The organism is Pseudomonas sp. B21-059 (assembly GCF_026016285.1).
Lineage (GTDB): Bacteria > Pseudomonadota > Gammaproteobacteria > Pseudomonadales > Pseudomonadaceae > Aquipseudomonas > Aquipseudomonas danubii.
On sequence record NZ_CP087201.1, the window covers coordinates 658,871 to 673,954 of the forward strand.

Below are 15,084 nucleotides of genomic sequence, written 5' to 3' on the forward strand. Positions count from 1 at the left end.
GTCTCAGGCCAGCTACAACTACAGGCCTTGATGGCCGTCGCAGCGGTCGGTTTTTTGGCTATTCATCTGTAAGGAGTGACCCCCATGGTTGCCGCATTGCTTGATCGTCTGGGTGTGAACCCGGCCCTGTACCAGTCGGGCACCCAGCCTGTGCATTCGCCGATCGACGGCAGCCGGATCGCCGCCGTGAACTGGCAGGGCGCCGCCGAAGTGGAGCAGCAGGTCAGTCGCGCAGAGCATGCATTCGCGCTATGGCGCAAAGTCCCGGCCCCCCGTCGTGGCGAGCTGGTACGGCAATTCGGTGAGGTGCTGCGCGAGTACAAGGCCGATCTGGGCGAACTGGTTTCCTGGGAAGCCGGCAAGATCACCCAGGAAGGGTTGGGGGAAGTGCAGGAGATGATCGATATCTGCGACTTCGCCGTCGGTCTGTCGCGCCAGCTCTATGGCTTGACCATCGCCTCCGAGCGTCCCGGTCACCACATGCGTGAAACCTGGCATCCGCTGGGTGTGGTGGGGGTGATCAGTGCCTTCAACTTCCCGGTGGCGGTCTGGGCCTGGAACACCGCCCTGGCGCTGGTCTGCGGCAACCCGGTGATCTGGAAACCCTCGGAGAAGACCCCGCTTACCGCCCTGGCTTGCCAGGCGTTGCTGGAGCGGGTGCTGAAGAATTTCCAGGACGCTCCCGAGTACCTGAGCCAGGTGATCATCGGTGGTCGCGACGCTGGCGCCGCCCTGGTGGACGATCCACGAGTGGCCCTGATCAGCGCCACCGGCAGCACCCGCATGGGCCGTGAAGTGGCGCCGAAAGTGGCCGCACGCTTTGCCCGCAGCATTCTCGAACTGGGTGGCAACAACGCCATGATCCTCGGCCCGAGCGCCGACCTGGACATGGCTGTGCGCGCCATCCTGTTCAGCGCCGTCGGCACCGCCGGCCAGCGTTGCACCACCTTGCGCCGGTTGATTGCCCACGAGTCGGTGAAGGAGGAAATCGTCACCCGTCTCAAGGCCGCCTACTCCAAAGTGCGCATCGGCCACCCCCTGCAGGGCAACCTGATCGGCCCGCTGATCGACAAGCACAGCTTCGACGCCATGCAGGATGCACTGGAACAGGCCCTGAGCGAGGGCGGCCGGGTGTTCGGTGGCCAACGCCAGTTGCAGGACCAGTTCCCCAATGCCTATTACGTGTCGCCGGCGATTGTCGAAATGCCGGAGCAGAGCGATGTGGTGTGCAGCGAAACCTTCGCCCCGATCCTCTATGTCATTGGCTACAACGACTTCGAAGAGGCCCTGCGCTTGAACAACGCCGTGCCCCAGGGCCTGTCGTCCTGCATCTTTACCACTGACGTGCGTGAAGCCGAGCAGTTCATGTCGGCGGTGGGCAGCGACTGCGGGATTGCCAACGTCAACATCGGTCCGAGTGGCGCGGAGATTGGCGGGGCCTTTGGTGGCGAGAAGGAAACCGGCGGCGGCCGCGAGTCCGGCTCCGATGCCTGGCGCGGTTACATGCGGCGCCAGACCAACACCGTCAACTACTCTCAGGAACTGCCGCTGGCCCAGGGCATTACCTTCGATTGAGTCTTTTCGCGAGCAGGCTCGCTCCTACGGGGAGGTTTGTAGGAGCCAGCTTGCTGGCGAACAGCGGTCAATGCGTTTCAGCGTCTGTGGTGGGTTGATTTCGGAGTCTGGCAATGGCGCTACAAGAACAATGTCTATGGGAAAAACTGACCCCACAAAGGCCTGACAATGCGCCGCTCAAGGGCGAGCTGACGGCGGATGTGTGCATCATCGGCGCCGGCTTCACCGGCTTGTCGGCGGCCGTGCATCTGCTGGAGCAAGGCAAACGAGTCTGTGTCGTCGAGGCCCACCGCGCCGGGCAGGGCGGTTCGGGGCGCAACGTCGGGCTGGTCAACGCCGGCCTGTGGATTCCACCGGACGAGATCGAGGCCGGTTTCGGCGAGCAGGTGGGCAGCCAGCTCAACCGCATGCTCGGGGCCGCGCCGTCCCTGGTGTTCAGCCTGGTGGACAAATACCAGATTGATTGCCAGTTACGCCGCGAAGGCACGTTGCACATGGCCCACAACGCGCGTGGTGAAGCTGACTTGCGCAGCCGCGAGGAGCAATGGAAGCGCCGTGGTGCGCCGGTGGAACTGTTGACCGGTGCCGCCTGTGAAACCGCCACCGGCACCCGGAAGATCGCCGCCGCCTTGCTCGACCGGCGCGCTGGTACCCTCAACCCGATGGCCTACACCACTGGGCTGGCCAAGGCCGCGATCAAGCTCGGCGGCCAGTTGTTCGATCATTCCCCCGTCACTCGCCTGGAACGCCAAGGCCAGCGCTGGTCGGTGCAGACCGATCAGGGTTCGGTGCTGGCCGAGCAGGTGGTGATCGCCTCCAACGCCTACACCGAAGGCGACTGGACCGAGCTGCGGCGCAACTTCTTCCCCGGCTACTACTACCAGGTGGCCTCGGCGCCGCTCACCGAAGAGGCCGCCCGGCAGATCCTGCCCGGAGGCCAGGGCTCCTGGGATACCCGCCAGGTGCTGAGCAGCATTCGCCGGGATGCCGATGGCCGCTTGTTGCTGGGCAGCCTGGGCAACGGCAACCAGAAACCCCTGTGGTTCCTCAAGGCCTGGGCCGATCGGGTGCAGCAGCATTACTTCCCCTACCTCAAACCGGTGGAGTGGGAATCCACCTGGACCGGCTGCATTGCCTTTACCCCCGATCACCTGATGCGCCTGTTTGAACCGGCGCCCGGCCTGGTGGCGGTCACCGGTTACAACGGCCGTGGCGTCACCACCGGCACCGTGGTCGGCAAGGCGTTCGCCGACTACCTGTGTAACGGCAATCCCCAGGCCCTGCCGATTCCTTTTGCCCCCATGCAGCCCTTGGTCGGAGTGGGGTTGCGCAGTTGTCTGTACGAGGCCGGATTCTCCCTCTACCACGCGGGCCAGTGCCTGCGGATCGTCATCTGAACAAGGAAATAAACAGTCGGGGACGACGCTTTTCGATGCAGCGACTAGCCTGTAATGGTGCGGCTCGTAGCAGTCTCGCACCAGCAGTGTGCAGTTCGGTGACGCGGGCTGTTACAGCAGGGTTGCACGTTGAATTGTGTCGCGGTTGCAATGATGGCACGCATGGGTTGCGCCCATTAAAAAGCAGGGTTTTACCTTCCGCGGTTTAGACGGTTGCACGCCCAATAAAAATGGGCTCGAAACAGTCGAAATAACAATAAGACAGCGACTTTTTTCAGAATAAAAAACCACTGGCACGGCGCTTGCTCTGAGCAATTCTAGTGAAGTCGCAGTGCCAACTAAAAAAAACCTTGGAGCACCACCTCATGTCCCAGACGTTTTACAAGAAAGGCTTTCTGGCCCTCGCAGTGGCAACTGCGCTGGGTGTTTCTGCGTTTGCTCAAGCCGACCTGAAGATCGGCGTAGCGGGTCCCATGACAGGCGCCAATGCGGCATTTGGCGAGCAGTACATGAAGGGTGCACAGGCAGCGGCTGACGAGATCAACGCCAAGGGCGGGGTCAACGGCGAGAAGATCGTCCTGGTCAAGGGCGACGACGCCTGCGAACCGAAGCAGGCCGTGGCCGTGGCCAACCGCCTGGTGGACCAGGACAAGGTGGCGGGCGTCGTGGGGCACTTCTGCTCCTCGTCGACCATTCCGGCTTCCGAGGTGTACAGCGACGCCGGTGTGATTGCCATCACCCCGGGCTCCACCAACCCCCAGGTCACCGAGCGTGGCCTGTCCGCGATGTTCCGTATGTGCGGGCGTGACGATCAGCAGGGCATCGTCGCTGGCGACTACATCGTTGACGTGCTCAAGGGCAAGAAAGTCGTGGTGCTGCACGACAAGGACACTTACGGCCAGGGCCTGGCGGACGCCACCAAGGCACAGCTGACCAAGCGCGGCGTGACCCCCGTGCTGTACGAGGGCCTGACCCGTGGCGAGAAGGACTTCAGCGCCGTGGTGACCAAGATCCGCGCTGCCGGTGCCGACGTGGTGTACTTCGGCGGCCTGCACCCGGAAGCCGGTCCGTTGGTACGCCAGCTGCGTGAGCAGGGCCTGAAGGACGTCAAGTTCATGTCCGACGACGGCATCGTTACCGACGAGCTGGTGACCACCGCCGGCGGCCCGCAATACGTCGACGGTGTGTACATGACCTTCGGCGCCGACCCACGCCTGCTGCCGGACAGCAAGGCCGTGGTGGATGCCTTCCGCAAGGCCGGCACCGAGCCTGAAGGCTACACCCTGTACGCCTACGCGTCGGTCCAGGCCCTGGCCGCCGGCTTCAATGGCGCCAAATCCAACAAAGGCGAAGACGCCGCCAAGTGGCTCAAGGCCAACCCGGTGAAAACCGTGATGGGCGAGAAGTCCTGGGATGGCAAGGGCGACCTGAAGATCTCCGACTACGTGGTCTATCAGTGGGACAAGGACGGCAAGTACCACCAGCTGGAAAAACAGAAGTGACATGAGTCCGAACGAACCGGTACTACCCCCTGGTACCGGTTCGTACTCGTGCAGTACTTGCCTTTTCTCGTAGAGCTGCACAACGGACGTGTTGCGCGGACCGGTGATCCCTGTCCGTCGCTGACGCCCTGTGCCGTCTCTCAAGTCCGTGAGATTGCGTTATGGATGGTATTTTCCTGCAGCAACTGATCAATGGACTGACCCTCGGGTCTGTCTATGGTCTGATCGCCATCGGCTACACAATGGTCTATGGCATCATCGGCATGATCAACTTCGCCCACGGCGAGGTTTACATGATTTCCGCTTACCTCGCGGCAATCAGTCTGGCTCTGCTGGCCTACTTCGGCATTGAATCCTTCCCGCTACTCATTCTCGGCACCCTGGTCTTCACCGTGGTGGTGACGGGGATCTATGGCTGGGTCATCGAGCGCGTGGCCTACAAACCCCTGCGCAACTCCACCCGCCTGGCACCGCTGATCAGCGCCATCGGTATCTCGCTGATCCTGCAGAACTACGCGCAGATCAGCCAGGGCGCCAAGCAGCAAGGGGTTCCGACCCTGTTGGCCGGCGCCTGGAAAGTCGATATCGGCACCGGCTTCGTGCAGCTCACCTACACCAAGATCTTCATCCTGGTGGCGGCGTTCGCCGGCATGGCGCTGCTCACCTACATCATCAAGTACACCAAGCTGGGGCGCATGTGCCGGGCCACCCAGCAAGACCGCAAGATGGCCTCGATTCTCGGCATCAACACTGATCGGGTGATCTCCTACGTGTTCGTCATCGGCGCGGCCATGGCGGCCCTGGCCGGTGTGCTGATCACCATGAACTACGGCACCTTCGACTTCTACGCCGGCTTCGTCATCGGCATCAAGGCGTTCACCGCAGCCGTGCTCGGCGGCATTGGCTCGCTGCCCGGAGCGATGCTCGGCGGGATCATCCTCGGGATCTCCGAGTCGCTGTTCTCCGGCTTGATCAACTCCGACTACAAAGACGTGTTCAGTTTCTCGCTGCTGGTGCTGATCCTGATTTTCCGTCCCCAAGGCCTGCTGGGTCGCCCACTCGTGGCGAAGGTATAAGTATGTCTGCTGCCAATAAACCGATTGATATCAAGAAGAGCGTCATCGACGCCGTACTGGCCGGGCTGATCTCGCTGATCGTGTTCGGCCCCATCGTGGGCGTGGTCCTGGATGGCTACAGCTTCAACCTGGAACCGACCCGGGTCGCCTGGCTGGTGGCGATCGTCATGGCCGGCCGCCTGGCCCTGAGCCTGTTCCTGCAAACCCCCAAGGGCCTGAAGATTCTCCAGGGCTTCGAGACCACAGGCTCCGGGGTGCATGTGCTGGCGCCGGACTACAAGTCGCGGTTGCGCTGGATCATTCCGGCGCTGATCGTGATCGCCATCGTGTTCCCGTTCTTCGCCAACAAGTACCTGCTGACCGTGGTCATCCTCGGCCTGATCTACGTGCTGCTGGGCCTGGGGCTGAACATCGTGGTGGGCCTGGCGGGGCTGTTGGACCTGGGCTACGTGGCGTTCTACGCCATCGGTGCCTACGGCCTGGCCCTGGGTTACCAGTACCTGGGCCTGGGCTTCTGGAGCGTGCTGCCCCTGGCGGCGATTGCCGCCGCGCTGGCGGGGTGCATATTGGGCTTCCCGGTGCTGCGAATGCATGGCGACTACCTGGCCATCGTGACCCTGGGCTTCGGCGAGATCATCCGCCTGGTGCTTAACAACTGGCTGTCCTTCACTGGCGGCCCCAACGGTATGCCGGTGCCATCGCCGACGTTCCTGGGCCTGGAGTTCGGTCGCAGGGCCAAGGACGGTGGGGTGCCGTTCCACGAGTTCTTCGGCCTGGAATACAACCCCAACCTGAAGTTCCTGTTCATCTACATCGTGCTGTTCCTGGTGGTGTTGCTGGTGCTCTACATCAAGCACCGGTTGACCCGCATGCCGGTGGGCCGGGCCTGGGAAGCCCTGCGTGAAGACGAGATCGCCTGCCGCGCCATGGGCTTGAACCACGTGCTGGTGAAACTCTCGGCCTTTACCATTGGTGCCTCCACCGCCGGTCTGGCCGGGGTGTTCTTCGCCAGCTATCAGGGCTTCGTCAACCCGTCCTCGTTCACCTTCTTCGAGTCGGCGCTGATCCTCGCCATCGTGGTGCTGGGGGGCATGGGCTCCACGGTGGGCGTGGTGATCGCGGCCTTCGTGCTGACCGTGGCGCCGGAGCTGCTGCGCAGCTTCTCCGAGTACCGGGTGCTGCTGTTCGGCATCCTCATGGTGTTGATGATGATCTGGCGACCGCGGGGGCTGATCCGCATCAGCCGTACCGGGGTGACGCCACGCAAAGGTGCTCTGACTGAGGGGAACGCGCCATGAGCGAATACATTCTTTCGGTCGAGAACCTGATGATGCACTTCGGTGGCATCAAGGCCCTCAGCGACGTCAGCCTCAAGGTCAAGCGCAACTCGATCTTCGCCCTGATCGGCCCCAACGGCGCCGGCAAGACCACGGTGTTCAACTGCCTGACCGGCTTCTACAAGGCCTCCGGCGGGCGCATCGAGCTCAATACCCGGGGCCAGCAGACCAATGTCATCAAGCTCTTGGGCGAGCCATTTCGTGCCACCGATTTGGTGTCACCGAAAAGCTTCGCCAGTCGCCTGTACTACAAGATGTTTGGCGGCACCCACCTGGTGAACCGCGCCGGGTTGGCGCGGACCTTCCAGAACATTCGCCTGTTCAAGGAAATGTCCGTGGTGGAAAACCTGCTGGTGGCCCAGCACATGTGGGTCAACCGCAACCTGCTGGCGGGCATCCTCAACACCAAGGGCTACCGCCAGGCGGAAAGCGCCGCCCTGGACCACGCCTTCTACTGGCTGGAAGTGGTGGACCTGGTGGACTGTGCCAACCGCCTGGCCGGCGAGCTGTCCTACGGCCAGCAGCGGCGCCTGGAGATCGCCCGCGCCATGTGCACCCGGCCGCAGATCATCTGCCTCGACGAACCGGCCGCCGGCCTCAACCCCCAGGAAACCGAAGCGCTGAGCGCGATGATCCGGCTGCTGCGCGACGAGCACGATCTGACCGTGGTGCTGATTGAACACGACATGGGCATGGTGATGAGTATTTCCGACCACATCGTGGTGCTCGACCACGGCAACGTGATCGCCGAAGGCGGACCGGAGGCCATCCGCAACGATCCGAAGGTGATCGCCGCCTACCTGGGTGCCGACGAAGAGGAGCTGGTATGAGTCAACCCATACTCGAACTCAAGGATCTAGATGTGTACTACGGCCCGATCCAGGCCCTGAAGAAAGTCTCGCTGTACATCAACGAAGGGGAAACCGTGAGCCTGATCGGCTCCAACGGTGCCGGCAAATCGACCCTGCTGATGTCGATCTTCGGCCAGCCCCGGGCGGAGTCCGGGCAGATCCTCTATCGCGGCGTGGACATCACCCACAAGTCGTCCCACTACATTGCCTCCAACGGCATCGCCCAGTCGCCGGAAGGGCGCCGGGTGTTCCCCGACATGACCGTGGAAGAGAACCTGCTGATGGGCACCATCCCGATTGGCGACAAGTACGCTAGCGAGGACATGCAGCGTATGTTCGAACTCTTTCCACGGCTCAAGGAGCGGCGTACCCAGCGGGCCATGACCATGTCTGGCGGTGAGCAGCAGATGCTGGCCATCGCTCGGGCGCTGATGAGCCGGCCCAAGCTGCTGTTGCTGGATGAACCGAGCCTGGGGCTGGCGCCGATCGTGGTGAAGCAGATATTCGCCACCCTGCGGGAGCTGGCGGCCACCGGCATGACCATCTTCCTGGTGGAGCAAAACGCCAACCATGCGCTGAAGCTGTCGGACCGCGCCTACGTGATGGTCAACGGCGAGATCCGCCTGAGCGGCACCGGCAAGGAGCTGCTGGTCAACGAGGAAGTGCGCAACGCTTACCTGGGCGGTCACTGACGGCCCGGTCTGTGGATAAACCATGCCCCGTCGGTTCACGCCGCCGGGGCATTTTTTATCCACAGTCCCCACCCGCCCCATAGGCGCTGGCTTGCCAGCGAAACGCCCCCTGCCTATGGCAGCTGTTCAGATTCCGTTGTGCGTCCGGGATTTGCCGGCAAGCCGGTTCCTGCGGACTGAGTGCGGGCATTGGCAACCGCGGGTGCGCAGAAGGGCAGTCGGCGTCCGACAATTGTGGAAAACATTATTCCCAAGCTGGCAAAGCGCGGCATAAAGACGCTGCAAACAGTTGTTTTTCCACCGTTTTGACTTGTCCCCGTTTGCTGTGGAGCGGGCTGTGGGTAACGTGGGAGTAGCTGGCTGGAAGCCTTTGTTTACGTGGTCTGCAAGCAATTGATTGTTTTTTGATCATGGCTTTTTGAGCAACTCGAAGACGCGCTTGTCAACCTTTTTATTGTCGCAGCCGTACCCGCAAAAGACTCTGGATAAGCCTGTGGATAAGTCTGTGACTAAACTCTGGAAAGACTGCTCTGGGCGGCGTAGTTACTGGCCTCTGGCCTTATACACTTTGACCGCTCGGTCATCTTTTTTGCGGCCACCTGCATGGACAGCCTCTGCGGGTCAAGCAAAAAACTTCCCATGATCCGCTGCAAGCCCTGTGTACAGCGGCTTTGCGCGATTTGCACTTGCCCCCAAAGACTGTGGACCGGCCTGTGGATAAGGTGCGGGCATGTGGCTGCAGGCCTTGTCGGCCATAGGTTTCAGCCATGTGAGCGTTTTTTGTACAGTGATAGCGGATATCCAGCGCTTCTGTTGCCGCCCAGAGCCGGGCCGGGCATGCTGCGAAACGCTTTTTTATCGTAACGGCGGCTCGCCACCCAGCAAGGAGAACACCATGACTTCCACACTGTTCATTACGGGCGCGACGTCCGGTTTTGGCGAAGCCTGCGCCCGGCGTTTTGCCGAGGCCGGCTGGTCGCTGGTGCTCACCGGCCGCCGCGAGGAGCGCCTCAACGCGCTGTGCGCAGAGCTCTCCAAGCAGACCGAAGTGCACGGCCTGGTACTTGATGTGCGGGACCGCAAGGCCATGGAAGCGGCCATCACCAACCTGCCGCCGTCCTTTGGCAAGTTGCGCGGCCTGATCAACAATGCCGGCCTGGCCCTGGGCGTCGACCCGGCGCCCAAGTGCGACCTGGATGACTGGGACACCATGGTCGACACCAACATCAAGGGCTTGATGTACAGCACCCGTCTGCTGCTGCCGCGGCTGATCGCCCATGGCCGGGGCGCCGGGATCGTCAACCTGGGCTCCATTGCCGGCAACTACCCGTACCCGGGCAGTCACGTTTATGGCGCGAGCAAGGCCTTCGTCAAACAGTTCTCCCTGAACCTGCGCTGCGACCTGCAGGGCACTGGCGTGCGGGTCACCAACATTGAGCCGGGCTTGTGCGAAAGCGAGTTCTCCCTGGTGCGTTTCGCCGGCGATCAGGCGCGCTACGACGCCACCTACGCCGGGGCCGAGCCGATCCAGCCCGAGGACATTGCCGATACCATCTTCTGGGTTCTCAACACGCCTGCCCACGTCAACATCAATAGCCTGGAGCTGATGCCGGTGAGTCAGACCTGGGCCGGCTTCGCCATCGAGCGCAAGGTGTAGCCGCTGCCGCAGGCTGCGACAGGGCCGCCAGACCCTCCAGCGGTTGCAAGACCTGGGCCTGCTACGCAGTTAGTCGCAGCCTCCGCCATGGCTCGGCAGTGACTACAGTTGTACTTGGAAACACATAAGCTGATTCGTTTCAGCTGAAGGTCAGCCTTGGCAGGGTAGAATTCCGCCCCGAAATTTCACTGCCGCCTCACTCAAGGCGGTGTTTTTGAAGTTCGATAGGAGGAGTTGTGAGTAACCGAGGTGAGCAGGTTCTGCTCAAACAATCGACTGTACTGATGTTCGCCGTGGCGATCGCCGGTATCGTCACGGGTTTTGTTTCTGGCGCCCAATCCATTTTGTTCGATGGGTTTTTTTCCCTGATCGCGACCTTCATCAAGGTCCTGATGCTGATCACTGCCAAGCTGATTGCCAAGGAAAGCAACCACCGTTTCCAGTTCGGCTTCTGGCACCTGGAACCCATGGTGCTGCTGATCGAAGGCAGCTTCCTGCTGTTGATCGCCATCTACGCCTTTCTTAACGGTGTGTTCGGCATCATCAATGGCGGCCGGGAGGTCGAGCTGGGGATGGTGATCTTCTACGCCGGGTTCTTTGCGGTAACGGAGTTTGCCTACTTCTTCTATGTGCGCCGGCGTAACCGCAAGCTCAAATCGTCGCTGATCCAGTTCGACAACATCAGCTGGCTGGTGGACGCAATGCTCTCGGTGGGGCTGCTGGTGAGTTTCATCATCGCCTTGCTGCTCAAGCAGTACGGGCATGGACAGTGGGCGGTGTATGTCGACCCGGCGATCCTGATCCTGCTGGCCCTGAGCATGCTGCCGCCGGCCTTGAAGATCCTGCGGCCGGCGTTGCGTGATGTGCTGGGCATCGCTCCGGACCAGCTGGATGAAAAGGTGCGCAGCGTGATGGAAGAGGCCATGGTTGCCTATGGCTTCCAGGAATACATTTCCTACGTGCAGAAGCACGGCCGGGCGCGTTTCATCGAGATCCATATCGTGCTGCCGGCGGACTATCCGCTGCAGGATGTGGCGACTTTGGACCGCTTGCGCGAGGAGATTTCCAGTGAGTTGGGAGAGGCCGACGCAGCGCGCTGGCTGACCATCAGCTTTACCGGGGATCGCAAGTGGATCGTTTGATGGGCGGTGCGCTTTTCGCCGACCAGCCGTCTCCTACAGGGGGCTTGCAGGAGCCGGCTGGCCGGCAGAGGCTTCAGGCAAAATATTCCGCCAGCCCGCGATAACAGGTCGCCAGGTGATAAGGCGTGGTCGATGGCATATCCCGCCGGCTGACCGCGCCACTGGCATCCAGGCATTCATTCCAGCCCCCGGCATGCAGGAAATGCGCGTGCAGCGCCTTGAGCTGACGCTGCAGGGGCGCCTGGCTGCCCGCACGCAAGGTCAGGGCACGCAAGTACTCGGCCTGGGCCCAGATGCGCTGGGTGGCGTCCTTGATGGGGGCACCCGGTTGCAGGTCGAGCATGGCGCACACCGCGCCGCTCTGCGGGTCGACACCAAGCTGCTCGGCAAACGCGAAGGCACGACTCAATGAGGCGTGCAGCGGGTTGCTGCGCAGCAAGGGCGAAGAGTCGAGGAGGAAGAACCACTCGAACTGATGCCCTGGCTCGAACCAGTTATCCACAGCCCCCAGGGGCTTCTCCAGCATCACTCCGTGCTGCGGGTCGATGAACTGCTGCTGCATGGCCTGGCACAGCTCCAGCAGTGCGGTTTGTACCGCGGCGTCTTCGCGCACTGCCAGGATTGCGAGAAAGGCTTCGGCCAGGTGCATCAGCGGATTCTGCAGGGGCCCGGAACCCAGTACGGACCAGTCCTCGGCGAGGCTGGCTTCGTAGAGTCCATCGCCCCGGGCAAAGCGCAGGGCTACCACTTCCAGGGCGGCATTGAGCACCGACTCCACCAGCGGCTCGCGGACCTTGGCCCAGTAATGAGCGCAGGCGAAGAGGATAAAGGCGTGGGTGTAGAGGTCCTTGCGCCGATCCAGCGGCGCGCCGTCGGCATCGATGCTGTAGAACCAGCCACCGTGCTCGGCATCGTGGAAGTGCCGCTGCAGCGAGCGGAACAGCGCGGCGGCCCGCTCCTCGGCAAAGGGGGCGGCGGCATCACCGATCAATTGGGAGAACAGGTACAGCTGCCGGGCGCAGGCCATGGCTCGATAGCGCTGCGGCGGCAATGGCCGCTGTTCGGCATCCAGCGCCTCATAGGGCAGTGCCAACTGCGGATTCCAGCCCGGACCTTGCCACAGCGGCACTATCACCTTGTGGAAATGCTGCTGCATGGCGTTGAACAGAGCGCTCGATTCAGGCGAGGTGGCGGAGCGGGATACATCGGGCATTGGCTGGCGTCGTCACGGCAGGTTTGAGTGCGCGACATGTTACCAGAGAAGCCCCACAAGGCGGCTGGCCCGCCGAGCAGGGCGTACTGATAGGAGCCGGCTTGCCAGCAAAGACGGCCGAAAGGTCACCTCAGCCTTGCAGGAGCTGGCTTGCCAGCGAATGAGGCCCGCAAGACCGCCTTCGCCGGCCAGCCGGCTCCTACAGAAGAGGGCAGGGATCAGCCTGCCAGCAACCACACGCCCGTTGCGGCCGAGGCGGCACCGGCCACGCGCACCAGCGGCGCTGCTGCCTGAGGCAGTACCCGCACCACGGCATAACCGGCGGCATGCAGGGCCGCGGTGGCTGCGACAAAACCGGCGGCATAGGCCCAAGGGCTGGACATGTCTGGCAGTTCCAGGCCATGGGCCACGCCATGGAACAGGGCAAACAGCGCAGTGGCGGCGAGCGCCAGGCTCAGTGGCGGGCGCACCGCCAGGGCCACGGCCAGGCCCAGGGCCAGTACCGAAGCGGCAATCCCGCTTTCCAGGGCCGGCAGGTTCAGCCCTTCGAAGCCCAGCAGGCCGCCAATCAGCATGGTGCCGACAAAGGTGCAGGGCAGTGCCCAGCGCGCCGCGCCTTGTTGCTGGGCGGCCCACAGGCCGACCGCAAGCATGGCCAGCAAGTGGTCGAGGCCACCGATGGGGTGGCTGATACCGGCCATCAGGCCGTTGTCGCCGTGGCCCGGGTGAGCGAAGGCCAGGGCCGGGGTCAGCAGCAGCGCCAGGGCGCCGAAGAGTGATTTCAGGGTCATGAGTGTCTTCCTTGTTGAGCGTTTTTCAGGTTCGGTTTCAGGCCGCGGTCAGCAGCCCTTGGCGTTCGATGAAGGCGATGATGTCTTCCAGGCCCTGGCCGGTCTTCTGGTTGCTGAAGACGAACGGCTTGCCGCCGCGCATGCGCTGGGTGTCGCTGTTCATCATCTCCAGAGAGGCGCCCACCAGCGGCGCCAGGTCGATCTTGTTGATCACCAGCAGGTCGGACTTACAGATGCCCGGGCCCCCTTTGCGCGGCAGCTTGTCGCCAGCGGAAACGTCGATCACATAGATCGTCAGGTCCGACAGTTCCGGACTGAAGGTGGCTGAAAGGTTGTCGCCGCCGGACTCCACCAGGATCAGATCGAGCCCCGGGAAGCGCCGGTTCAGCTGGTCCACCGCTTCCAGGTTGATCGAGGCGTCTTCGCGGATCGCGGTGTGCGGGCAGCCGCCGGTTTCCACGCCGATGATCCGCTCCGGCGCCAGGGCTTCATTGCGTACCAGGAAGTCGGCGTCTTCGCGGGTGTAGATATCGTTGGTCACCACTGCCAGGTTGTAGCGCTCGCGCAGGGCCAGGCACAGGGCCAGGGTCAGGGCGGTTTTTCCGGAGCCCACCGGGCCGCCGATGCCGACACGCAGAGGTTGTGCGTTCATGAGTTTCTCCTAGGAACGGAACAGGCGGCTGTACTGGCGCTCGTGGGCCATGCTCGCCAGGGACAGGCCGAAAGCGGCGCTGCCAAGGTGGTTGGGGTCAAGGTGGGTGGCGTGGCGCTGGGCCTCTTGCAGCAGCGGCAGCAGCTCGCTGGTCAGGCGCTGGGCCGCCTGTTGGCCCAGGGGCAGGGTTTTCATCAGCACCGCCAGCTGGTTTTCCAGCCAGCTCCAGAGCCAGGCCGCCAGGGCGTCTTCGGGGTTGATGTGCCAGGCGCGGGCGGCCAGGGCCCAGCCCAGGGCCAGGTGCGGTTCGTCCTGGTGCGCCAGCAGTTCCCGGGCGCCGCCGTCCAGTTCCGGCAGGCCTTCGAGCAATTGCTTGAGGGAATAGCCCATCTGCCGGCTTTCCTGGTACAGCTCGCGGGTTTCACGGCTGGCCCGATGTTCTTCGCAGAGTTGCTGCAGCCTGGCCCAGTCCTGATCTGCGGCGGCCTGGCAGTGGGCGAGCAGCAGCGGAGCCTCGAAGCGCGCCAGGTTGAGCAGCAACTGATCGCTGATCCAGCGCCTGGCACTGTCCGGGTCGTTCACCCGTTGTTGCTCCACTGCCATCTCCAGTCCCTGTGAATAGCTGTAGCCACCGATCGGCAGCTGTGGGCTGGCCAGGCGCAGCAGGGCCCAGGCTGGGTTCATTGACGCACGCCGAACTGGTGCAGGCGCGGCGGGTAGTTGAAGTCTTCATCGCCGTGGCGCGAATGATGGTGGCCGCCACCGTAGGCGCCGTGTTCGGGCTGGAACGGCGCCTCGATGGTTTCAGCGCTGGCGCCCAGTTGTTCAAGCATGGCCTTGAGCACGTAGTCATCGAGCAGGCGCAGCCAGCCATCGCCCACTTGCAGGGCCACGTGGCGGTTGCCCAGGTGATAGGCGGCGCGGGTCAGTTCGAAGGCATTGCGGCAGGTGACATGGAGCAGGGTTTCCGGGCGGGCGCAGACCTTGACGATGCGTCCGTCCTCAGCCGCCAGGAACTCACCGTCGTGCAGGGGCGGCTGGCCGCGCTCCAGAAACAGGCCGACGTCTTCGCCTGTGGCACTGAAACAGCGCAGACGGCTTTTGCTGCGAGCCTCATAGGTCAGGTGCAGCTCGGCGGACCAGGTGGCTTGGGGTTCGGTTCTGCGGTGGATCACCAGCATCGGAAAGCTTCCAGCTAT

14 protein-coding genes are annotated in these 15,084 nt (G+C 62.9%); 9 read left to right on the forward strand and 5 right to left on the reverse strand.

Annotation, left to right across the window (positions count from 1 at the left end):
- Nucleotides 1–84 precede the first annotated feature (84 nt).
- From LOY69_RS02935 to LOY69_RS02975, 9 genes are all read left to right on the forward strand, one after another.
- Entirely contained in the window at nt 85–1,575 is a 1,491-nt protein-coding gene (locus LOY69_RS02935) for an aldehyde dehydrogenase family protein (protein ID WP_110595448.1), read from the forward strand.
- Nucleotides 1,576–1,688: 113 nt separating this feature from the next.
- On the forward strand, nt 1,689–2,972 hold the full coding sequence (locus LOY69_RS02940) for an NAD(P)/FAD-dependent oxidoreductase (RefSeq protein ID WP_102862929.1): 1,284 nt from the start codon (nt 1,689–1,691) through the stop codon (nt 2,970–2,972).
- Between the two features lie 365 nt (nt 2,973–3,337).
- Nucleotides 3,338–4,474 (forward strand): branched-chain amino acid ABC transporter substrate-binding protein, encoded by a 1,137-nt coding sequence (locus tag LOY69_RS02945; RefSeq protein ID WP_102881998.1) that lies wholly within the window; start codon nt 3,338–3,340, stop codon nt 4,472–4,474.
- 161 nt (nt 4,475–4,635) lie between these two features.
- Nucleotides 4,636–5,550, forward strand: coding sequence for an ABC transporter permease subunit (locus LOY69_RS02950; protein WP_102862931.1), 915 nt, complete (start codon nt 4,636–4,638; stop codon nt 5,548–5,550).
- A 2-nt stretch (nt 5,551–5,552) separates the two neighbouring features.
- Nucleotides 5,553–6,848 (forward strand): high-affinity branched-chain amino acid ABC transporter permease LivM, encoded by a 1,296-nt coding sequence (livM, locus tag LOY69_RS02955; protein ID WP_102862932.1) that lies wholly within the window; start codon nt 5,553–5,555, stop codon nt 6,846–6,848.
- The gene (locus LOY69_RS02960; RefSeq protein WP_102862933.1) at nt 6,845–7,717 is read left to right on the forward strand and encodes an ATP-binding cassette domain-containing protein; all 873 of its coding nucleotides are present in this window, start codon (nt 6,845–6,847) and stop codon (nt 7,715–7,717) included. The genes livM and LOY69_RS02960 overlap by 4 nt, the downstream gene beginning before the upstream one ends.
- On the forward strand, nt 7,714–8,430 hold the full coding sequence (locus LOY69_RS02965; RefSeq protein WP_170001574.1) for an ABC transporter ATP-binding protein: 717 nt from the start codon (nt 7,714–7,716) through the stop codon (nt 8,428–8,430). Before LOY69_RS02960 ends, LOY69_RS02965 begins: the two co-directional genes overlap by 4 nt.
- A gap of 895 nt (nt 8,431–9,325) precedes the next feature.
- Nucleotides 9,326–10,087, forward strand: coding sequence for an SDR family oxidoreductase (locus LOY69_RS02970; protein WP_123391289.1), 762 nt, complete (start codon nt 9,326–9,328; stop codon nt 10,085–10,087).
- A gap of 236 nt (nt 10,088–10,323) precedes the next feature.
- Entirely contained in the window at nt 10,324–11,229 is a 906-nt protein-coding gene (locus LOY69_RS02975) for a cation diffusion facilitator family transporter (protein ID WP_102862935.1), read from the forward strand.
- 73 nt (nt 11,230–11,302) lie between these two features.
- On the opposite strand, the gene LOY69_RS02980 is transcribed toward LOY69_RS02975, so the two are convergent.
- The 5 genes from LOY69_RS02980 to ureE all read right to left on the reverse strand — a co-directional run bounded on the left by LOY69_RS02980 (nt 11,303) and on the right by ureE (nt 15,066).
- Complete coding sequence (locus tag LOY69_RS02980; RefSeq protein WP_265074113.1) at nt 11,303–12,442, reverse strand: AGE family epimerase/isomerase; 1,140 nt, start codon at nt 12,440–12,442, stop codon at nt 11,303–11,305.
- A gap of 218 nt (nt 12,443–12,660) precedes the next feature.
- Nucleotides 12,661–13,233, reverse strand: coding sequence for a HupE/UreJ family protein (locus LOY69_RS02985; protein ID WP_102862937.1), 573 nt, complete (start codon nt 13,231–13,233; stop codon nt 12,661–12,663).
- A gap of 37 nt (nt 13,234–13,270) precedes the next feature.
- Nucleotides 13,271–13,885, reverse strand: a complete 615-nt coding sequence (gene ureG, locus LOY69_RS02990; protein ID WP_047301379.1) for an urease accessory protein UreG — start codon at nt 13,883–13,885, stop codon at nt 13,271–13,273.
- A gap of 9 nt (nt 13,886–13,894) precedes the next feature.
- Nucleotides 13,895–14,569, reverse strand: a complete 675-nt coding sequence (locus tag LOY69_RS02995; protein WP_213664648.1) for an urease accessory protein UreF — start codon at nt 14,567–14,569, stop codon at nt 13,895–13,897.
- Complete coding sequence (gene ureE, locus LOY69_RS03000; RefSeq protein WP_170001570.1) at nt 14,566–15,066, reverse strand: urease accessory protein UreE; 501 nt, start codon at nt 15,064–15,066, stop codon at nt 14,566–14,568. Before ureE ends, LOY69_RS02995 begins: the two co-directional genes overlap by 4 nt.
- Nucleotides 15,067–15,084: the final 18 nt, after the last annotated feature.